The sequence below is a fragment of the Rubellimicrobium mesophilum DSM 19309 genome, from assembly GCF_000600335.2.
Lineage (GTDB): Bacteria > Pseudomonadota > Alphaproteobacteria > Rhodobacterales > Rhodobacteraceae > Rubellimicrobium > Rubellimicrobium mesophilum.
Window position 1 is genome coordinate 1 of sequence record NZ_KK088590.1, and the last position, 19,462, is coordinate 19,462.

General features: G+C 65.4%; 22 protein-coding genes. 11 read left to right on the forward strand and 11 right to left on the reverse strand.

Going from position 1 to position 19,462, the window contains the following annotated elements; genetic code table 11:
* On the reverse strand, positions 1 to 175 hold a 175-nt coding region (locus RUMESO_RS15790; RefSeq protein WP_037280616.1), incomplete at its 3' end, for a transposase.
* Positions 176 to 528: 353 nt separating this feature from the next.
* On the opposite strand from RUMESO_RS15790, the gene RUMESO_RS15795 reads away from it, so the two are divergent.
* Positions 529 to 765 carry a hypothetical protein gene (locus RUMESO_RS15795; protein WP_037281501.1) on the forward strand — a complete coding sequence of 79 codons (237 nt, stop codon included), beginning with the start codon at positions 529 to 531 and terminating at the stop codon, positions 763 to 765.
* A 5-nt stretch (positions 766 to 770) separates the two neighbouring features.
* Here RUMESO_RS15795 and RUMESO_RS15800 read toward each other — a convergent pair whose 3' ends face one another.
* The 3 genes from RUMESO_RS15800 to RUMESO_RS15810 form a co-directional block, all read right to left on the reverse strand.
* Positions 771 to 1,937: an MFS transporter gene (locus RUMESO_RS15800; RefSeq protein ID WP_051521386.1), complete on the reverse strand. Its 1,167-nt coding sequence runs from the start codon at positions 1,935 to 1,937 to the stop codon at positions 771 to 773.
* Positions 1,938 to 2,400: 463 nt separating this feature from the next.
* Positions 2,401 to 3,618 carry a hypothetical protein gene (locus RUMESO_RS15805; protein WP_037281502.1) on the reverse strand — a complete coding sequence of 406 codons (1,218 nt, stop codon included), beginning with the start codon at positions 3,616 to 3,618 and terminating at the stop codon, positions 2,401 to 2,403.
* A 513-nt stretch (positions 3,619 to 4,131) separates the two neighbouring features.
* Positions 4,132 to 4,554, reverse strand: a complete 423-nt coding sequence (locus RUMESO_RS15810) for a hypothetical protein (protein ID WP_037281503.1) — start codon at positions 4,552 to 4,554, stop codon at positions 4,132 to 4,134.
* Positions 4,555 to 4,911: 357 nt separating this feature from the next.
* On the opposite strand from RUMESO_RS15810, the gene RUMESO_RS15815 reads away from it, so the two are divergent.
* A complete protein-coding gene (locus tag RUMESO_RS15815; protein WP_156362975.1) occupies positions 4,912 to 5,487 on the forward strand; it encodes a hypothetical protein in 576 nt (191 codons plus the stop codon).
* A gap of 219 nt (positions 5,488 to 5,706) precedes the next feature.
* On the opposite strand, the gene RUMESO_RS15820 is transcribed toward RUMESO_RS15815, so the two are convergent.
* Entirely contained in the window at positions 5,707 to 6,213 is a 507-nt protein-coding gene (locus RUMESO_RS15820; protein WP_037281505.1) for a hypothetical protein, read from the reverse strand.
* 166 nt (positions 6,214 to 6,379) lie between these two features.
* Here RUMESO_RS15820 and RUMESO_RS15825 point away from each other — a divergent pair, with 166 nt between their 5' ends.
* The 3 genes from RUMESO_RS15825 to RUMESO_RS15835 all read left to right on the forward strand — a co-directional run bounded on the left by RUMESO_RS15825 (position 6,380) and on the right by RUMESO_RS15835 (position 8,215).
* Positions 6,380 to 6,715, forward strand: coding sequence for a hypothetical protein (locus tag RUMESO_RS15825; RefSeq protein WP_037281506.1), 336 nt, complete (start codon positions 6,380 to 6,382; stop codon positions 6,713 to 6,715).
* Positions 6,716 to 6,732: 17 nt separating this feature from the next.
* Positions 6,733 to 6,984 carry a hypothetical protein gene (locus tag RUMESO_RS15830; RefSeq protein ID WP_156362976.1) on the forward strand — a complete coding sequence of 84 codons (252 nt, stop codon included), beginning with the start codon at positions 6,733 to 6,735 and terminating at the stop codon, positions 6,982 to 6,984.
* Positions 6,985 to 7,624: 640 nt separating this feature from the next.
* Entirely contained in the window at positions 7,625 to 8,215 is a 591-nt protein-coding gene (locus RUMESO_RS15835) for a general stress protein (RefSeq protein WP_051521387.1), read from the forward strand.
* Between the two features lie 11 nt (positions 8,216 to 8,226).
* Here the strand turns inward: RUMESO_RS15835 and RUMESO_RS15840 are convergent, their stop codons facing one another.
* Genes RUMESO_RS15840 through RUMESO_RS15850 form a run of 3 tightly spaced genes read right to left on the reverse strand, consistent with a single transcriptional unit; the run spans position 8,227 to position 10,164 of the window.
* Entirely contained in the window at positions 8,227 to 9,159 is a 933-nt protein-coding gene (locus RUMESO_RS15840; protein WP_037281510.1) for an IS5 family transposase, read from the reverse strand.
* Positions 9,113 to 9,508, reverse strand: a complete 396-nt coding sequence (locus tag RUMESO_RS25825; protein WP_169791186.1) for a DUF5615 family PIN-like protein — start codon at positions 9,506 to 9,508, stop codon at positions 9,113 to 9,115. Before RUMESO_RS25825 ends, RUMESO_RS15840 begins: the two co-directional genes overlap by 47 nt.
* On the reverse strand, positions 9,505 to 10,164 hold the full coding sequence (locus RUMESO_RS15850; RefSeq protein WP_051521388.1) for a DUF433 domain-containing protein: 660 nt from the start codon (positions 10,162 to 10,164) through the stop codon (positions 9,505 to 9,507). Before RUMESO_RS15850 ends, RUMESO_RS25825 begins: the two co-directional genes overlap by 4 nt.
* A gap of 302 nt (positions 10,165 to 10,466) precedes the next feature.
* On the opposite strand from RUMESO_RS15850, the gene RUMESO_RS15855 reads away from it, so the two are divergent.
* The 3 genes from RUMESO_RS15855 to RUMESO_RS15865 all read left to right on the forward strand — a co-directional run bounded on the left by RUMESO_RS15855 (position 10,467) and on the right by RUMESO_RS15865 (position 13,168).
* Positions 10,467 to 11,138, forward strand: a complete 672-nt coding sequence (locus RUMESO_RS15855) for a hypothetical protein (protein WP_037281511.1) — start codon at positions 10,467 to 10,469, stop codon at positions 11,136 to 11,138.
* A 391-nt stretch (positions 11,139 to 11,529) separates the two neighbouring features.
* The gene (locus RUMESO_RS25830) at positions 11,530 to 12,642 is read left to right on the forward strand and encodes a hypothetical protein (RefSeq protein ID WP_037281512.1); all 1,113 of its coding nucleotides are present in this window, start codon (positions 11,530 to 11,532) and stop codon (positions 12,640 to 12,642) included.
* Between the two features lie 22 nt (positions 12,643 to 12,664).
* Complete coding sequence (locus tag RUMESO_RS15865; protein ID WP_169791187.1) at positions 12,665 to 13,168, forward strand: hypothetical protein; 504 nt, start codon at positions 12,665 to 12,667, stop codon at positions 13,166 to 13,168.
* 254 nt (positions 13,169 to 13,422) lie between these two features.
* Here RUMESO_RS15865 and RUMESO_RS15870 read toward each other — a convergent pair whose 3' ends face one another.
* Entirely contained in the window at positions 13,423 to 13,710 is a 288-nt protein-coding gene (locus RUMESO_RS15870) for an HU family DNA-binding protein (RefSeq protein WP_037281514.1), read from the reverse strand.
* A 518-nt stretch (positions 13,711 to 14,228) separates the two neighbouring features.
* Between RUMESO_RS15870 and groES the strand changes: the two genes are divergently transcribed.
* The 3 genes from groES (at position 14,229) to RUMESO_RS15885 (ending at position 16,958) form a co-directional block, all read left to right on the forward strand.
* On the forward strand, positions 14,229 to 14,537 hold the full coding sequence (gene groES / locus RUMESO_RS15875; protein WP_037281515.1) for a co-chaperone GroES: 309 nt from the start codon (positions 14,229 to 14,231) through the stop codon (positions 14,535 to 14,537).
* A 48-nt stretch (positions 14,538 to 14,585) separates the two neighbouring features.
* Positions 14,586 to 16,238, forward strand: a complete 1,653-nt coding sequence (gene groL / locus RUMESO_RS15880; RefSeq protein ID WP_037281516.1) for a chaperonin GroEL — start codon at positions 14,586 to 14,588, stop codon at positions 16,236 to 16,238.
* Positions 16,239 to 16,664: 426 nt separating this feature from the next.
* On the forward strand, positions 16,665 to 16,958 hold the full coding sequence (locus tag RUMESO_RS15885; protein ID WP_156362979.1) for a hypothetical protein: 294 nt from the start codon (positions 16,665 to 16,667) through the stop codon (positions 16,956 to 16,958).
* 450 nt (positions 16,959 to 17,408) lie between these two features.
* Here the strand turns inward: RUMESO_RS15885 and RUMESO_RS15890 are convergent, their stop codons facing one another.
* The gene (locus RUMESO_RS15890; RefSeq protein ID WP_051521389.1) at positions 17,409 to 17,867 is read right to left on the reverse strand and encodes a hypothetical protein; all 459 of its coding nucleotides are present in this window, start codon (positions 17,865 to 17,867) and stop codon (positions 17,409 to 17,411) included.
* A gap of 142 nt (positions 17,868 to 18,009) precedes the next feature.
* Entirely contained in the window at positions 18,010 to 19,134 is a 1,125-nt protein-coding gene (locus RUMESO_RS15895) for a hemerythrin domain-containing protein (protein ID WP_051521390.1), read from the reverse strand.
* Between the last annotated feature and the right edge of the window lie 328 nt (positions 19,135 to 19,462).

Consider the following 19,462-nt stretch of genomic DNA (forward strand, 5'->3'; position numbering starts at 1 on the left):
CCTCCAGCATCAGGCGTCGCCAACGATAGAGCAGGTTCGGAGCCACGCCATTGCGGCGCGCCACCACCGAGATGCTGGATCGCTCGTCTAGGGTCTCTTCGACGATCCGCAGCTTCTCGGCGCCACTCCAGCGACGGCGACGGCCACCGTCGGTGATGATCTCAACGTCAGACATAAGCACGTGCTTAGGGCTGTCCCTAAGCCTCCATGGTCATGCCCAGGTGTCCGGTCAAAATGGGGGCCAGTTCAGGCCAGGGTTACAGGACGGCCGGCCCGGCATCCTATGTAGGTTTTCCTGACCCGGACGAGGTTACTGTCGATAAGCCTCTGGCCGTTCACCATGGGCCTGTGATCGTACCCGGGTCCCCGGCCTGACCCGACTGTCGCCAGCGCTGCACTCTCGGGGCAGGGAATCCCCTACTGGAGCTCCGTCTGACGGCAGGGCATACCGCCGTCATTCAACGACGCCGTTTTCCAGAGCCTTGATTGTGATCCGAGCGCCCCGCGCCCGCAGCCGGAGTTCCTTCTATGACCAACGTCTTGGCCGACATCGCCAGCCCAGATCGCATGACTCTGAGCGAGCTGAACGCCCGCCACGCCCGCGCCAAGGCCCGTCTGGCCGCTGCCCGGCTCGCCAATGATCAGGCAGCGCTGACCCTGGCTTCGGCCGAGCTCGTCAAGCTCGACGAGGCGATCGCGACGGTCCTAGCCAACATCGCCCTCCGCAACGCGGAGATGGCGCGCCAGCGCCGGGCTGCGGCCTGACAGCATCAGCGGGGACTATCCGCGATCCGCGCAGCCCCGCCGAAGAGCCAGATCACGAGGCTTAGGCCAGCAACGGCTGCAAGGCCGACGCTCAGCGTAGTGGCCTGGGCGACGAAGCCTACGAAGGCAGGCCCCGCGATCAGGCCGACATAGCCCAGCGACACCACAGCGGCCATGCCGCGCCCGGCGTGCTCAGAGTCGGCCTGTCCACCGGCCGCGAAGAGGACGGGCGCCATCATGCCCACCGTCAGGCCGCAAAGGGCGAAGAAGGCCAGGGCGAGGGGCGCGGACGGGCTCAGGAGCGCCAGCGCGAGGCAGAGCGCCGTGAGCCAGGCCGAGTGCCGGAGCACGCGTGCGGACCCCAGCCGCATCCGGAGCGCGTCCCCGCTCAGTCGTGACACCGCCATGCAGCCGAAGAAGGCGGAGACCAGCAGAGACGTGAGGCCGGCGTCTGCTGCGAAGGTGGCCCGCAGGTGGATGCCGGCCCAGTCGAGGACCGCGCCCTCGATCAGCAACGCCAGCAGGGCCAGCACTCCAAGGCCAACCGTGGCACGGTTCGGGAGGGCGAGGGGCTTGTTCGTCGTGCCCCGGTCCACCTCGGCCGGCAGAAGGAAACGCCCCGCGATCAGAGCCGCGCCGATGCAGACGAGCGTGGACAGACCCATCCGCTCGGGTTCAGAGACGCGCTCAATCAGAAGCGAGGCCACTCCCGCTGACAGAAGGCCCGCCACACTGAAAAGCCCATGAAAGCCTGATAGGACCGGACGGCCTATCCGCTTCTCGACCTCCATCCCATGCGCGTTCATGGCCACGTCGGTCATGCCCGCGAGCGCGCCAAAGGTGCTCAGCGCCGCCACAAAGGCCCAGTAGCCGGGCGCGAGCGCCAGGAGCGGCAAACAGGCTGCGGCCAAGGAGGCGGTCCAGGTCAGAACGCGGGCGCTACCCCATTGGTTGATCAGCACGCCGACCGGGATCATGCCCACGACGCCCCCACCACCCATGCAGAGAAGCGCCGCGCCGAACCAGGCGGGACTCACGTCCAGCCGCTCCTTGGCGAGCGGGATGTGCGGGACCCAGGTCGCGATGAACACGCCGAAGACGAAGAAGAAGACGCCCACCGCCCAACGGGCGGAACGCAGCGGGGCAGCAATGGACGGGCTCATGGCGACCAAGACGACGAACTCCGGGCTAGGAACCGCGGTCCCATACAGGGGCTGTTCAGCAATGTCAGGAAGATGGCTCCCAAGAGAAGGATCTGTCCCGACAGAAGCATCCCCCAAAACCCTTCTTCGACCATTTGTGAAGGGGAGATTGAAGCCGAGTGGTATCTCTCCAGCGCAACGGATCGGTCTCCCGTTCTCGTTCAAGGTCAAGCCTCGCCCATGCGAAGGTGACCGGAGTTTCATATGGCTTGGGCTAATGAACTCGGACCTGCTTCGGGCGCATACGGAAGCCTGACCCAAGCGAAGGAGCAATCGCACTACTCAGGCAGACGCTCGAGGTTCATTGCGAACGGAGGATCGAGCGAAGAGCTGATGAGGGGACGTGCTACCCCTAGGTCGCCAAACCGCTCTGTCCCGCTCATCAGTCTCAGAACGCGGTTAGCCCTCTACTTCCGCCGCCGAGGGTTCCTACCTAAAGCACGGCCTGGGATCTCGCGCCTGCCTGCCAGAGCGCGAGGTCACGGAGCCCCAACAGCGCAAGCTGTCGATTGAACATCGCCTGAAGGAGAGCGCTATAGGCGGGGTTGACCGGCCAGGCCTGGGTCGCTTCGGCCGGCCGCCGCAACGCCACCCAGGCGATGAAGGGCCCCTCGCCCGCCACCCCCGTCTCGGCGGCCGCGCCGGTGATCTCGGCCAGGGAAGGCGCGGCAGGAGGCGCCTCGGCGGCGCCTGCAATCTCGATGGCATCTGCCCCGGAGAGGGCGGCATCCACCATGGCGTCCAGTGGAGATCCAGTGCCGGGCTGATCCCATCCGTCCGCGATGCGCGCAGCCGCCGCTTCGGCATCCCCACGGTTCCGGTAGCTGAACATCACCAGCGTCACCGTCTCGGTGGCGGAGGACAGGTCGGCCATGAGGCCCACCTGCCAAGGCGGGGGGCCACCCGAGCCCACCGGCCCGAGGTCGAGTTGATGGAACAGAGTGGTGGCCTGAAGAAGCGTCACGTCGCCCCACTCGGGCTGGTCGATCACCTGGCCCATGACTGCAAGGTCAGGGTGACCGTACGCGCCCCTCTGCCCCAGGGCCTCCAGCAGAGTGGGCCAATTGCATGTCTGGGTAACGACTGTCTCGTCCACCACGACCCGGGAGGAACGCCCGAAACGGCCGCCAAAGGGATCGGCGGGGTTCCGGGTGGCCAGGTTCTGCTGGCAATCGACATCACCCCGGATCAAGGCCACCACACCGTCCTGCTCCGCCTCATGGTAGCCGTTGGCCAAGAGCGTGGGCGCGACCTGCGCTGCCGCGTCGGTGTCGAGCCGGAGCAGCATCGTGGTGTTCGGAGGCAGGCCGTAGGTCAATGTGGCCTCGATGTCGTCCTCGCCGAAGCCTACGAGGCCCGCCATCTCGCTCTCGGCGCTCCGATGCTCCGACGGGCTCATGCTGCCGGAGTCGACCCGGACGAAAGGTGCGAGCCTTGCCTCGACATCTGCGGCCAGAGGCACGGAGGCCATGGCAGCGCGCGCGGCCGCCTGATCGCCGAAGCGCACCTGCGCAGCTTCACCCGGAACAGGCACAAGCGCAGCCGTCGGCACCCGGGCCATGAGGTCGAGCATGACCTCCGATCGCTCCTCGGCCAGGGCTGGCAGGGTCAGCAAGAGGTGCGCGCCAATCAGCAGTCCCAGGTATCGCATTGTTCAATGTCCTTGCAGTGAATGCCTCCTCGCTAGAGCCCGTACAAGCGAAGCAGCAAGGCAGGGAAACCTGCCCTTGCTTGGACGAGCCGGGCGGGCGCTACCTCGAATGTAGCTTCTCAGCGCGTCATTGACGACGCTGCGATCCCAGCTCGGATCTGCTGGGGACCGGCGCCTTCCTGAGAGTCGTCTGATTGGTCAACGGCTCGGCGCGACATGACGCGCCCTGGCGCACGGCGACGGAGGCCGCGAACCCGGAAATGGACGGATCGAGCAATGCCGAGACGGATAGCAGGTCCGTACTGGAACTCGGTCATAAGATCGCATCCGGTGGAGGATACTGGCTGGTCCTGCAGCCGCAGCCTGCGGTGGGTGTGAGATTTTCCACGACCTGATCATTGGGCCCTTCGCCGTATGGACCAACCGGGTGAAAAAGATGACGACCAAGCCGCTGAGCTATTCGATCTTGTACAGATCAGGCGGCTGTCCCGTGGCACGGGCGAGCCTTCAGGATCATCGGACCTCGGCGCCGGTGGCCGCCCGCTCGGCCCGGATCTCGTCAGCCTGCTCCAGAAGTTGGTCGCGAAGGCTCTCGTACTCTCCGCGCACCTCCTCCATGACCCCATAGGGGATCTGAAGGTTGGGGTTCGCCCGGTCGTGCGCGACCATCCGATTGATGATGGCCGCGAGGCCCTCGGGATCGCCGTAAGCCCAGCCGTTGATCGGGTTGTTGCCGACTTCGTGGATCATGGCGAGTGTCGTCGCCAGATCCGAGCCCTCCTGCTCGGGATAGGCGGCAAGCCAGGCCCGGGCTCGCATCTCGCCGAGGTAGAAGCTGAACACGCCCTCTTCGGCCGCGCCTTCGTTACCCTCACCCTCGCCCCGGTTCCATGCCTTGAGACCCTCGGACATGAGCTCGATGGACTCGTTGGCCATAGCTTGGGCATGGATCTGAGCTGAGGCCGCTGGGGCAACGAGCAGGCACAAGCTGACAAGGAGAGAGCGAAAGATGGACACAGGAGCACCTCGGCAAAGGCATGAAACAATGGAAGCGAGATGCCACAAGGACGCTCGAGGGAGGAGGCCGGTATTCCCCACCGCCGTCTGCATGGCCCTGAGTTGCGAGAGCATGTTTGTGAGAAGTATGGCGCCCGCCGCAATGCGGATCCGTTCCATACCCCTTCGCAACGCCCCGACAATCCCACCGCCTGCCCAGCCCGGCGGTCGGGTTTACCTCCCTTGAGAGCTGGGTCCTCGTCGGGTCATGTCGCGTCATTCATCTCGGAGACCGACATGTTTCGTACCAGTCTTTGTGCTCTGTCCCTTTGCCTCGCTGCGGCCCCCGTCTTGGCCGACAACTTCCAGGCCCAGTATCTCGCCGCCGCGCAGGCCTTCACGCTGCCCGGCACCCTGAGCCTGAGTCAGATGGACCTCCTGGCCGCCGACCCCATCGCGGACCTTCTGCCGAAACTCGAAGGTGATTGGGTCCCGGCCAACGGCCTCTATCCCGACCCGAACGAAGAACGGGAGGGCTTCCTGGCCAGCAACTGCGAGCGCCTGGCCGTGACCTTGACCCAGACGGACCCGCACGGCTTCGAGATCCGAGACTCCCGGCAGCTGGAGGGCGAAACTCTCACCATGGCGGTCCGCTACGACTTCCTCTTCGGCAACAGCTTCGACCGCAGTGTGCGCGAGGAGGAGGCGGTGGCCTTCATGGAGTTGGACGAGAGTGAAGTCTCGGTCGGCCAACTGAACCTTGCGAAGCTCCGCGGCCAGGTCCTGCTCTTCCACCCCTCTCCCGACATCTTGGTTCTGGCCACGCCGCAGTGGCCGACCGAGATTTACGGCCGCTGTCCGAGGGTCGAGTGATCGCTCCGGATCCTGGGTGCGATCCCAGGTGTTGCGAAAGACCCGGGCTGTGGATCGGGGGGTGCCGGAATCCTTTTTGGTCACTCATCGTGCGAGCCGACTGCGCCATAGCGCACGCGAGGACAGGCCAGACGCTACAATAGGCAGATAATGGGTGGTCCTTTGCGCCGGCCCGCGGATCGATATGGGACTGACTCGCGCCGGGCTAGACAACCGCTCCTAGAACTCGTCCGCGCCGGTCGTCACGCAGTCATGGGGCGACCCATCCCGCTGCGCCTGGCAGACGACCACACCCTCCGCGTCCGCCTCGACCCAGCCCTCGAAGGGGTTGTAGGACTCGAGGTGACACGCCCGGGCGCTGTCCGCTGGGATATCCTGAAGCACCTGTCCATTGGCCGTCACCCTCAGCCCCCAAGCTTCCGCGGCCCCGCAGCTCATGTTGTCCCGGGGGGAGTTGTAGCCGGTCACGTCGATCTGCAGCTGGCCCCAGGGGAAGCTGCAGTCGAACGGCTCGTCCGCTGCGGAGAGCCGCACGCCTTGCTCGTCCACATCGACGCTCGACAGCTTCGTCAGGTCTAGCCGGGCCGTGGCCTGATCGGAGCCTTCGTGCTCGCAAGTCCAGACAGCGGCGCCCACGACCACATCGGCCCGAGCGGGTGCGCTGGCCGCCAGCGCCCAGGCGACAGCCACCCCGATGGCGGTCCAACCCTGCAGTCGGCTGGTCATTCGACAGTCTCCCTGGGGGCTCTCATTAGGCCGGACGTTCCGGCCGGTGGGGCCTTTGAACCCGCCCCTCATCGCGAACGGACTCTCCGACCTCAACGGAGGGATTCCCGACTCCTCCCGCAGGCCGCGGTTTCGTAGTCATCGCGCATTCACCAGGATCCGATTGATGACCACTCGCCTTGCGCCCTTTCTCGACCGCGTTGCCGTGCTCCTCCTGATCGGGGTCGTGGCCGCACCCCTGCTGCTGGCCGCCGTTCAGTCGCTCCCTCCTCGCCCGAACGTTCAATGGACGGTGAGCGTGCCCTGGTTCGGGGGACCTCGAATGGGCGTTCCCCTTGAGGACCACTTCGACCCGCCCTGGGGCTCGACAATCGTCCTCACCAACACGGGCAACGAGGAGAGCGAGGACGTGCGGCTCGTCCTGGGGCCCCAGGCGACGCTTGGCCCGCGCGCCCAAGCAACGTGGATGTGGGCGGCCGCAGCCCCGCGGAGTTCGAGCTGATCCCCACGGACGAAGGGATGATCATCGATTTCGGTCCTCTGGAGCCTAGAGAGCGTCTTGAGGTCATCCTCTTCCGCGTCACCTGGATGGACGTGGACGAGGTGCTCCACGGGGACGAAGCCATCGAGATGACCCACCCCCGGCCCCTGTTCGACCCCCGGATCCGTCTGCCGCGCTGGGCCGCTCTCGCGGGCCTCTTCCTGCTGGTCGGGCTCATGGTCCAGAACCTCGCCTTGCGGAGTCGGAAGGCTCCCAGGGGTGCGGCCTGACGACCGACCGAGAGGCTGACACGAGGCTCATCAGCCCTCCGCTCGCCGTCGCACCTCGGCCGCCCACGCCCTGCAGGCACCGGCGAGGCAGGCGCGCGAGATAACGCGGAGCCGCCCAGGGCGAACTCGACGACGGTGCCCTGAGGATCGATCCGAAGCTCGCAGGAGGGGAGCCGACGGAGCTTGGCTTCCAGTTCCTTCTCGGCCTCAAAGCGGCGCTCGGTGAACTCGTACCAGGGTTCGTTCCACCCCGGTGTCCACATCGGCACCTCTTCGGCCCAGCGCTAGAGCAGGTCGGCGACGACGAGGGCTTCATCCCGGGTATCCACCTGGGCCGTCACCGCGCTCTCCTTCCTGAGACGCTGCGGGGGTCTGTTCCTTGGATCCAGAGTAGAACATGACGCTAGGTCAACATAGGAGCCCGAACGATCGGCCCGACTGCACGGGTCAGTCCTCGCTTCGCCCCAAAGGGAGGTGGCGGTCGGAAGGGAACGGAAAGCGCGCCGAACAGTTGTGCCTCCATCGCGCCCGGCGGGGCGGGGTTTCACGAAATATCAGGACTCCCAGCGGAGGCCGGATAGGCCTCGCTCCGTCCGGACGGACAGGTTTGGATTCCAGAGCCACGTTGAGGAGCAGCAAGATGATGGACGACAGCTTCCGCGGCACGCGCACTGTGACCGCCATCTTTGACACCAGCGCCGAGGCCGAGCGCGCTGTGGACCGGCTGCGCGCGGCGGGCGTCCCCGACGACCAGATCCGTGTGACGGCGGGCGCCGGCACGAGCTATTCGGACGTAGTGGACTATGACGACCCCTTCTACCGCACCCGCCACCGCGGCTTCTGGGACGCCCTCGCTGACTTCTTCCTGCCCGACGAGGACCGCTACGCCTACGCCGAGGGGCTGACCCGCGGCGCCCAGCTGGTCACGGTGACCGGCTTTGATCCCATGCTGCACGAGCGCATCGCCGACATCCTCGATGACGAGGGCTCGGTGGACCTCGACACCCGCGAGGCCGAATGGCGCGCCGCCGGCTGGTCAGGCTACGAGGGCTCGGACTACTATCGCGAGAGCGGCACCGCCGCGGGGATCGGCCGCACCATCGGCAACGCCGTGGACCGGGCGGGTGATGCCCTGGCCCATGGCGCGGACCGGGTAGGCGACGCCCTGACCGGCGACCAGACCCTGCGAGGCTTTGTTGCGCAAATCCGCCTGAGGGCGAGCTGCCCCTGACCCCACCGGCTTTATGCAACGCGCCTCGTCTCGGGCGTGCCGAGGGCGGTGAAGCGGTTGAGAAGGGCGGCGCGGATCTGAAGCTCGGCGGTTTGGCGGTCGGGGGTTCGGGCTGAGAGCCGCTCGCCCAGGAGCTTCATGCATCTCATCTTGGCTTCGATCAGACTTCGTCGGTGATAGCCGCTCCAGTTGCGCCAGATCGCCCGGCCGAAGCGTCGGCTTGTCCGCAGGATGTCGTTGCGGGCCTGGGCTCCTGGCGTGGTCTCCTTCCAGGGGCGGCCGTTGCGGCGGGTGGGAATGACAGCCGTGGCCTGCCGCGCGGCAATGGCGGCGTGACAGGCTCGCGTGTCATAGGCTCCGTCGGCCGTGACCGTCTCGATGGGCTCCTCGGGCGGGATCTGCGCCAGCAGCTTGGGGAGCATGGGACCGTCTCCGACCCGGCTCCCGGTGACCTCGATGGCCCGCACCTCCAGCGTCTCCGCGTCGATACCCAGATGCAGCTTACACCACTGGCGTGGCCGCGAGGCGCCGTGCTTGCGGCAGGACCATTCCCCTTCGCCCATGGTCTTGATCCCGGTGCTGTCGATCAGCAGATGCAGCGCCCCCGTGCTCGGGTGGTAGGGGATCATGACCGTCAGGTCCTTCTGCCTCCGGCAGAGCGTGCTGTAATCGGGCACCGGCCAGTCCAGCTTGGCCAAGCTCAAGAGGCTCGCCACCAGCCCCGTCGTCTGGCGCAAAGGCAGCCCAAAGAGCGCCTTCAGCATCAGGCAGGTCTGGATGGCCGCATCCGAGAAGAGGGCCGGGCGCCCGCGTCGGCCACTCGGGGCGGCTACCCACTCCATCTCAGGATCAAACCAGATCCGCAGCGAGCCACGCTGCTTCAGGGCCACATTGTACTCAGACCAGTTCGTCGTGCGGTAGGTCGGAGGGACAGGCTTGGTCATGCCCAGCCACTAACCCCGTCAGCCTACAAGGGGAATCCCACGGGATTTGCGCAACAGAGCCGTGGTCAGGCTCCCGCGCGCCTGCCGGCAGGTTGAGGCAGACAAGGCCCGCATGCAAGGCGACGCCCACGTAGCAGGGACGGGCGGATGAGCTTCCCGCAGGCGGCCGAAAGTCGTCCGAGTTCCGCGTGACGAGCGTCCAATCGCCGTCGAGGACGTGCTCCATGATCTCGGGGTCCTTGTGGCCCTGCAGGCCGCGTCGAACCACATGGGCAGACTCCGGGTGGCCAGCCTCAATCGCCATGTCGGCCAAGGACACGGCCAGGCACTCGTCGATCAGGAACTTCACGTCGCGTTGCCGGCCGCGCCTCCCTCAAGCTCGTCCGCACTGAACACGCGCGTGGCTACGAGGTGGGCGTCGTTCGCCGGGGTGCCTCCAGCCTTGCGTGGCCGTCCTGTGCGAGGATGCGCCTTGGCAAAAAGCACGGCCGCGCGCGCGAGCTCGGGCGTCAAGCTCGGGTAGGCGGCAAGGGCCTCGTCCATCGAGCCCGCCTCGATCAGGCCGGCCACCTCATAGACGCCCAGGCGCGTGCCCATGAGGACCGGCAGGCCCCCTCGGACATCCGGGTCGCTCACCACCATGGCCTTGGCGGCCTCCATCTCCCCAAGCCGCCGGCGGTTCTCTTCGGCCGCGCGGGACATATCGATCGTGATCTCGTCGAGCACCATCCGGTACGCCTCGACCAGCATGGGATCGATCTTGCGCATCTTCTTCGCAACCTTGGTGCGCATGGGTTTGGAGAGGCGAAGACCTGCCGTGGCATTGAAGCGGATGATCATGCAGGCGGACGGGTCCAGGCGCCGCTCCCGGGAGCCCTTGACGACCACCTCATCCGGCAGAAGGCCCTCATCAATCATTTGATGAACCTTGCGGACCGACACATCGGCCACGACCGCAGCCTCGCGGACGGTCAAGGCGCTCGGCTTGGCAGGAGTGGCGTGCATCTTGAAACCTTTCAGATAGTCCTGAATAGTTTTGATATAGAACCTTGAGAATCATCTTTCAAGGCTCAGCGGCACCAAGTGCCGTGCTTGACTGAGCTTGATCCGGGGTCGTCGGTCCGCGCGGAGGCTGCCCGGCTCAATCCTCGCCGATACGGTGACGTTGATGCTGTCGAGCCCGACACACCGATGTCTTGCAACCAGACAGCTAGAGGCGGGACCCAAACAGCTCTAGGCTCCTCGTCTTGACCCATTCTGGCAACTAGATCATCTGTGGGAGAGGCTAGCTGAAACAGGGGCCTGAGATGCGCAACACTCCCCAGCTTGAGAAGTTCGGCTTGACGATCACCCAGGCCGCCTACTGGCTCGATGTGGAGCCCAGCTATCTCGCCCGCGCCCTGGACGAGGACGAGGTCCCTCAGTGGCTGCGCTACTGCCTGGATGCGATGGACGAGGAGTACGAGGAGGATCCCGAGCCCTTCCAATACTTCCGGCTCGGTGCGCAGCTGCGAGAGCGCACCTGGAGCTCGGAAACTGCGCGTGCGGCAATCCCGGTCCTGATTGCCCAAGCGGAAAAAGGAGAGCCGATCTCCTATGGCGACCTCGATGCCGAACTGCGCCTCCGGGACCCCTCGCGTGAGAACGCCGGCCTCTTGCAAAAGTATGGCCACCCCCTCGGCATCATTGGCGAGGTCATCGAGGAGATCCGGGCCGAGGCGTTGGACAAGACTTCTCCCGTTCCAAGGACCAACGCTAGGATGCCCCCTCTGGAGGCCCTCGTCGTCCGAGGTCGCGAACGGCTTCCGGGGAAGGGCATCGACTATTTTCTGATCTCGTACCTCCGCCTCCTTGGGGAGCGTGCCCCCGAAGATCTGATGCACCGCGACCAGGATCGCAGGATGGCGGTGGAGAGGATCCATGCCGAGATCTACCGCTGGGACGACTGGTCGATGCTGGAGAAGCTCGCCCGACGTTGACTTGGCGAAGGTCGCCTCTTCCAGAGGGGATCAGGCGCACTCAGCACCTGAGGCGGGGCCCATCTGCGCCGCGGTCTAATTCTCCTGCATGTATCTTGGTTATTGAACGCTACGCAGCTAAGGCTGCATGAACGTCTTGACATCTTTGCGCTACTAGGGTATCGATTACGACGTCTAGTTGTGAGGAAGGCCGGTCGCGCGAGTCATTGAAGGTGACTTGGCCAGGTCTCGTCTGGTCTGCGCTCCTATGACTGGAGGCGTAAATAGCATGAACGTAGAAGAGGTAGAGCATCCTGGGCGGAAAGTAAGCATCTGACATTCTTAAGCAAAGCAATTCGCGCTTCGGCCATTCCGGCCGAGGGGCGGTGCTCTTTGACATAGGAATAACAGCATGCGTGAAGTACTTAACTTCGCCCCGTATAAGGACGCCATCGGAGACGCCCTGAGGCGTTGCTCGCCGGCCCTTCGGGACCAAACCCCAGGTCTGCGGCGACACCTGCGTGGTCTGGCCGAGGAGTACGAGAGCGTCTTCACCAAAGCGCGGCGCCGGAAAAGCGACGCGCCCTGGGTCCACGAGAAACTGGACGCGGGCCAAACACTCTACCGATTTAAGGAGGATCAGGCCCCGCGTCTGACTCGTCACCTTCTTGGCCACCTCTGCCGACTTGAGGAGGTGGCCAACCTGGCCAGGGACAAGACCGGACCCTGCGCCCGGGACGCCGCCCGCCTGCTTCGGGGGTTGGCTCATCGGGGGGACGACATCGAGTCCGTGGGTCACGAGGCCCGCAGGCTGATCCGGAAGGCTGAGAAGGCCGCCCTCTGGGAACGGCGCCACGAGGTGCTCCGCAGTCCCACGGAGATCATCGCGGGCCCCCTGGTCGGACGACCTTGCGTGTCGATCGAGGAGATCCGCCTCCTCGGGCTGGAAGCGGAGTCGTGCCTGGCCCACAACGACACGTACTGGGCTGGGCATCTTTCAGGTCAGAAGACGATCTGGAGCCTGCGTGAGACTGCCACCAACCGCTTGGTGGCCGTTCTCGATGTCGATCGCAGGTGCCGCGTCGTGGAGGCGCTGGGGTCGTCAAACAGGGTGATCGGCATCGAAGACGCAAGGTCCGTGGCCCTGTTCTGCCAGATCGCGGGCTTCGAAATCGGGCGGGCCTGCCGGGGCCTGCTCGCCGGCCTTGCGGAACCCGTCGTGGTCGAGAGGGCGGTGGAGCTCAAAGACCAGGTGGTTCGTTACCTGGAGACGACCACGACCTGCCGGATCGATTTCGGCCCGACGGGGGACCACTTCGTCTGGGACGACGGTCCGGCGGACATACTGCTTCTGCAGTTCTCGGCCGACGTTTCAGTCGCTGCGGCGGCCCTGGCTGGGCAGGACCACCGCGCTGCAGTCGAAAGGGTTGGCAAGGCGAAGGTCCGCAAAATGCTGAGACAGCTCACGTTGGACCAGACGACGCTGAGCCCGGTGCAAAGCCGCCTTTTTGTCCTGGCGGCTTAACGATGGAGGGCCATGCCCCGGCATGGCCCTCCTATACTGCAGAACCGGATCTGACCTGAAGCAGGTCCGGCTGAACGACGGTTTTGGCATAGCAGGGGGCTCCTTCAGCAGCCCTGCTTCAGGCCAGAACCCGCGAGACCCCAAGAACCCAGACGATCTTTGGAGCCATACCGGCAGAAAGGAAGATGTCCCCATGACAGACAGAGTTCACCCCGACTATCTCGAGGCCCCTTTCTTCGTGGAATATGCCCCTTTCGAAGACGCCCCTGACAGTCAGTGGGAGGAGGAGGCGTTCAGAACGCGGGCCGAGGCCACCGAGAGGGCACAGCAATTGGTGGAGGCTGGCCAGTGCGTGGTTCTGGGCGTGATCGGAACCTACCAGACCAAGGCCGGTAACTCGATCAGGGACTACATTTATTATTGGTGGAATGGCTACTTCGACTTCCCACCATCCGACGATATGTCGGTCGGCGTTCCTTATCACGCCCAAAGCCGACACGTGCCGTTCCAAGCCATTGCGTGGTGAGGCTCGAGTCGCGATCTGGAGTGAGGGCCGAGGACAGGGCATCCCGCCCTGTCCTCTCGGGGCAAGGGTGGATGGAAGGGTGGACGAGCTGCTCGAGAGAGCGGCTGGGTACCAGCGAAGCAGGGCCTTTCCAGCCCACTCTGGTGCCGGGTCTAGGCACATTATAACCTGAAGTGTGCCAGGCGGCGCTCGCGGTGGGTCTCTCCTCGGCCAGATGCCGGGGCCGAGGAGAGAGGTCATGGTGCCCGAAGGGCTCAGGCGTTGATGCTGTCCTTGAGCGCCTTGGCGACGGTGATCTTGACCACCTTGTCCGCAGGTTTCTGGATCTGCTCGCCCGTAGAGGGGTTCCGCGCCGTGCGCTCCGGCCGCTCGCGGCAGTAGATCTTGCCCACGCCAGGCAGCGTCACGGCGCCGCCCTGGGCCACCGTTTCGGTGATTATGCCGGTGAGCGCCTCGAGGGCGGCCCCGGCGGCCTTCTTGTCGCCTCCCGTGCGCTCGGCCAGCGCCGCCACGAGCTGCGCCTTGGTCATTTGGTTGGCCATGTGTCCCTCCTGTTGCGCGGCCTCTGGGGCCGTCCGAGCTCCATGCTCCGCCGCGGCTCAACCCGCTTGTCCAGAAAAACCTCTGTTCCCTCAGGAAAGCTGCGGATCGCTGCGCTCGAAATGGGACACTGGTGCCCAGCTTGGGCACAGACTGGCGAAACTTGCGCCCGCAGGTCTCTTCCCCCGCTCATCGGGGACGAGGAAAGCTTCCTAGTCTGCCAAGCGGCTCAGCATCGCAAGGTCGTCGGTATACAGGTTCCTGCCCCAGGCAGACGCGGCATCTGCATCGGGGAACCGCAATGTTGAGGGAGAAGATAGGCGACGTGCCCACGTCAGCTTGTCTCCCTGAGGCCCTCTACCGGCTAAGCTTATACCCGCTTCCCGCTCGAAGAGCTTGCTAAGACTCCCCCCAGTGATTAGGTGCGTTAGCACTCACTGCACGAGAGTGCCAAAAGAGTGCCAAAAACGTGGAGCCTCCTGTTCGGCGGCCTCACCAGAACAACCCATGGGAGATCGCTATGCCTTTCACGCCTCTGCACGACCGCGTCCTGGTTCGCCGGATCGAGGGTGAAGAGAAGACCAAGGGTGGTTTGATCATCCCTGACACAGCCAAGGAGAAGCCCGCCGAGGGTGAAGTCGTGGCCGTCGGCGAAGGTGCGCGGCGGGACTCGGGCGAGCTGATCGCGCCCTCCGTGAAGGCCGGCGACCGCATTCTCTTCGGCAAGTGGTCGGGGAGCGAGGTGACCCTTGATGGTCAGGAGTACCTGATCATGAAGGAGTCCGACATCCTCGGCATCATCGACAGCTCTGCGACCAGGGCCGCCTGACTTTCTCTGCCCCAATCCCTTTTCCAAGATCTTTAGGAGCACCATCCGATGGCTGCCAAACATGTGAGATTTGAGACCGACGCCCGTGACCGGATGCTCAAGGGCGTCAACACCCTGGCCAACGCGGTCAAGGTGACCCTCGGCCCCAAGGGCCGCAACGTGATCCTCGACAAGTCCTATGGCTCCCCCCGGATCACCAAGGACGGCGTCACCGTCGCCAAGGAAATCGAACTGGAAGACAAGTTCGAGAACATGGGTGCCCAGATGGTCCGCGAAGTCGCTTCGCGCACCAACGACGAGGCGGGTGACGGCACCACCACCGCCACCGTGCTCGCCCAGGCCATCGTGACCGAGGGCATGAAGTCGGTCGCCGCCGGCATGAACCCGATGGACCTCAAGCGCGGCATCGACCTCGCTGTGGCCCGCGTGGTCGAGGACCTCAAGAGCCAGGCCCGGACGGTGTCGGGCACGGAAGAGATCGCCCAGGTTGGCGCGATCGCGGCCAATGGAGAGGCCGAGATCGGTCGTCAGATTGCCGACGCGATGCAGAAGGTGGGCAACGAGGGCGTCATCACCGTCGAGGAGAACAAGGGCTTCGTGACCGAAACCGAGGTTGTCGATGGCATGCAGTTCGACCGGGGCTACTTGAGCCCGTACTTCGTGACCAACGCCGACAAGATGACCGTGGAGCTCGAGGATGCCCTCATCCTCATCCACGAGAAGAAGCTGTCTTCTCTCCAGCCGATGGTCCCGCTCCTTGAGATGGTCATCCAGGCGGGCAAGCCGCTCCTGATACTCTCCGAAGACGTGGAAGGCGAGGCGCTCGCCACGCTGGTGGTCAACAAGCTTCGTGGCGGCCTCAAGGTCGCGGCCGTCAAGGCCCCGGGCTTCGGTGACCGTCGCAAGGCCATGCTGCAGGACATCGCGATCCTGACGGGCGGTCAGGTCATCTCCGAGGATCTGGGCATGAAGCTGGAGAATGTCGGCCTCGAGATGCTGGGGCAGGCACGAAAGATCTCCATTACCAAGGACGAGACCACGATCGTGGACGGCGCCGGCGACAAGGCCGAGATCGCGGCCCGCGTGACTCAGATCCGTGCTCAGATCGAGGACACCACCTCGGACTACGACAAAGAGAAGCTGCAGGAACGCCTGGCGAAGCTGGCCGGTGGCGTGGCGATCATTCGAGTCGGCGGCGCCTCGGAGACCGAGGTGAAGGAGCGCAAGGACCGCGTCGACGACGCCCTGAACGCGACCCGCGCGGCCGTGCAGGAAGGCGTCGTGGTGGGCGGCGGTGTGGCGCTGGTGCGCGCCTCGAAGAAGCTTCAGGGCTTTGAAGGGGCAAACCCCGACCAGACGGCAGGTATCGCGCTCGTGCGCCGTGCGCTTCAGGCGCCTTTGCGGCAGATCGCCGAGAACGCCGGCGTCGACGGCGCGGTGGTTGCTGGCAAGATCGTGGACTCCGAGGACCCGGGCTTCGGCTTCAATGCCCAGACCGAGGAGTACGGCGACATGTTCGCCTTCGGCGTGATCGATCCGGCCAAGGTCGTGCGGCACGCCCTGCAGGACGCCGCCTCAGTGGCCGGCCTGCTGATCACGACGGAGGCCATGATTGCAGACAGGCCCGAGCCGAAGGGCGCAGCCGCCGGCGGCATGCCCGGAGGGATGGGCGGCATGGGTGGCATGGACGGGATGATGTGATCAGGCGCTGCGTCTGACTGCAACAGAAGCGCTGCTCTCACAGCGTAGATCGGGCGCTCGGTTCGAGCGCTCGATTGCCTTATCGCCGGTGTTCAGCTTGTCATACTGTAGTCCCGGCCCGTGCCGATCAGTCAGCGGAAAGGCCCAAATAGCTGCAGGCCTCTAGGACAGCTTGCCTCGGGCCGCGCACGTCGGTCACTGGGCCCGGTTTGCTCCAGCGCCCCTGCGGCTCGTCGGGCAAAAGGTGGCCCAGCTCACCCCTGGCCCATTTTGAACTGCACCTGCTCAGGAGGCCTGGACCTCCAGCAGTGTCCTCGGCTTCCACAAACTGGCACAGGCCGCGAACAGCTGGCGCCCCGCCCGAAGATCTATGTCCCTTGCTGTAAGCGGTCCCCCTTGTGAGGGGGCTGCAAAGGAGAACGTAACATGCCAAAGCAGCCACCAGACGCCTCAAATGCCGGCTGGCTGGAGAGGTTCATGTCGGGCACAAAGCCCGTCGAGACGGCGGCCCCGACCTTCCGCCCGCAGACCTCACCGTCCCAGCAGAAGGCTGACGAACGAACACGCCTCGTCCGCGAGATGACCGACGCTGCGACCGAGAAGCGCCTGGCCACGACCGCCCGGCTCAAGGCCGAACGCCTTGGCAAAGAAGCCGAGGACCGAGCCCAGGCGGCGCTGGAGCCGCCGAAGAAGAAGCGCAAACCCAGCACCAAGGACTGAGATCTCACGCCGTCATCAGAGGCGGCAATGGATGTGGAACGGGGCCAGCCCCTTGGCATCAGACTTTGTCGTCTCTTCTTCTGTCTGAACACGCTGCCATCGTCGGGCTGCTCATGGCACCCAGTGACGGGGAGACAGTCGGGCCTGCATTCGATGCGCCAGGGCTCAACGGCAAGGAGCTGGATACGCTGGAGCGAGCCAAGTGATCGGTTAGGAGACAATATCACGGCCGGCTGTCCAGGCGTCCAGCGTGTGGTCCGCCATGTCGTGACAGCTGCTGTTTGCGACTCGTATATCGCCTTTCGAACTGTTAGGTATGAAGGGCCCGAGGTAGTCCCTCCGGGGATGATGGAGGACCCTGCATGGGGACCGACATGTTCGGGGCAGGATGAGGGGGCACAGAGTCAGGGGGCATAGCCCGCACTGGGGGTCACTCCCCCCGAACGAGGCTCACGTCGAGCTCAAGCGCCGCGCGTTGGCGGTCGCTTGTTGATGGACCGGTGCCAGGGCCAGTCCGCCCGCTTCCATCGTGCGGGTCACCATGCGGGTCCCATGCGCCAGGCAGCGCTCGGCCAGGACCGAGCAGTCGCTCACGCTCAAGGGGCGCCCACGGAGCGCGTGCTGGCCAAGATGGTGCACCTGCTCGGAGGCGTCAGCCAGCATGACCGACCACTGGTCGACCAGGGCCTGGTTCGCCTTGGACACGGCCACCACCTTTTCCGCCACCATGCCGGTGATCTCAGCGTAGTCGCCCTCGGCCGGGCAGCGGGCGGCCTGGCCCAGGATGGTCATGCGGGCGCCGATGACGCTGCTGGACGCCACCATCATTTCGCTGACCTGCAGGCCCGTGCTCGCCATACCGAAGCCGGCCTTCATCAGCTCGGCCCAAGCGTTGTTCGCTGCCGTCATGGGTATCTCCTGAGTGGGTCCAAAGAAGCGGGAGCGCAACAGCCACTGTGACTGCTGCGCTCCAGCCGAATGCCCTCGGGCCGTCGAGCCGCTGCGTCTTGCTGCTGCGGACCTCGCGTCGCTGGGGCACTCAAGAGGATGGTCAGGCCGTTTCGCTCAGACGGCCATCCAGCGGACGCAGGGCCTGCCTGGAGGCGCGCTGCGCGATCTCCAGCACCTTCGCGCGGCTTTCCATCCAGTTGCGCAGCGCGCCGCTCATAAACTGCCGCTGGACCTCGGCGACCTGCTTCACGCTCCGGCACTGGATCAGCTGCTGCGACATCTCCGCGTTGCCGCGGGTGGCCTTCTCGACCCATTCCATCCAGGCCGTGTAGACTTCTGACGCGGCCTCCCGCGAGACGGCGGACGACGCCCGGATGGCCTGCAGGTCCTCCGCGAAGGGCTGCGACGAGCCGCTGTAGACGGCCATGGCGTCGCGCGTCTCCGAGGCGATCTGCTGCGCCCGCTCCGTCATGGTTGCGGTGACCTGGCGCGCGCTGTCCTGCAGGGAGGCCGCGCCGCGTCCGACCATCTCGACCACCTTCTCGGTGCTCTCGCGAGCGCTCTGGGCGGCCGCCTGCTGAGCGCGAACCACGGCCCGCTGCGCCTCAGCGGCTTGCTCCGCTTCCTCGGCCTGACGCTTGGCCTGGGCCGCCTCTTCGCGTTTCTCCTCGCGCTCGGCTGCCTTCTGGGCGCGGACCTCTGCCCGCTGGACCTCTTCGGCCTGCTCGGCCTCTTCGGCCTGGCGCTTGGCCTGGGCGGCCTCCTCCCGCTTCGCATCGCGCTTGGCCTGTTCGGCCTCGGCGACGGCGCCCTCCATGGTGGCGGCTAGGGCACCGGCTTCCTCATCGCTGAGCGCCTTGAGGAGAGCCGGAAGGAGCTCCTTGGTCTCGTTTCGCACGTGCTGCTGGAAGCCCTTGTTCAGCTCGGCAAGCTCGGAGAGGAACGCGTCATTGTCCTTGGGCAACTCGGAGAGCTTCGCCAGGGCGGCGCGCAGGTCCTTGTTGCCCTTCAGGGCGTCGGCCGCGAGCTCCTTGGTGTCGGGGTGCTTGCGGAGCAGGGGCAGGAGATGCTGTTCCTCGATCTCGACGTAGCGGGTGAGCTCCTCGGTGAGCTGCGCAAACAGGCTCTCGCGGGTCTTCACCGCCTGGTTCGAGGTCGCGGCGAGCTTGGTGATCAGCTCGGTGGTCTTCGCAGGCGCAGCCTGGATCGTCTGGCGGAGGGTCATGGGAGTGTCGTCCTTGTGGACTGCTCAGAGCCGCAGACACGCGCAAGGATCCCGGCACCACGGTGCGGGTCGTCCGACGCTAGACGGCTCAGAGCAGAGAGAGCAGGATCACCCGACGAGGACTCGCCGCATGTCGATGCTGCACTGCAACATAACCTCGAAGCCGGCGATTGTAAGGGCACGACGGGAAATGAGCCGCGGCGCAGAGCTGAAGCATCCGGGCGAGTCCTCGTCTCTGAGCTGAGCGCCCCCAGCGAAGCGCATCGCTGCAAGACCCAGCACCCGTAGGGCGGCTGAAGGTAATAGGTGGATGCGGCAAATGTCCATC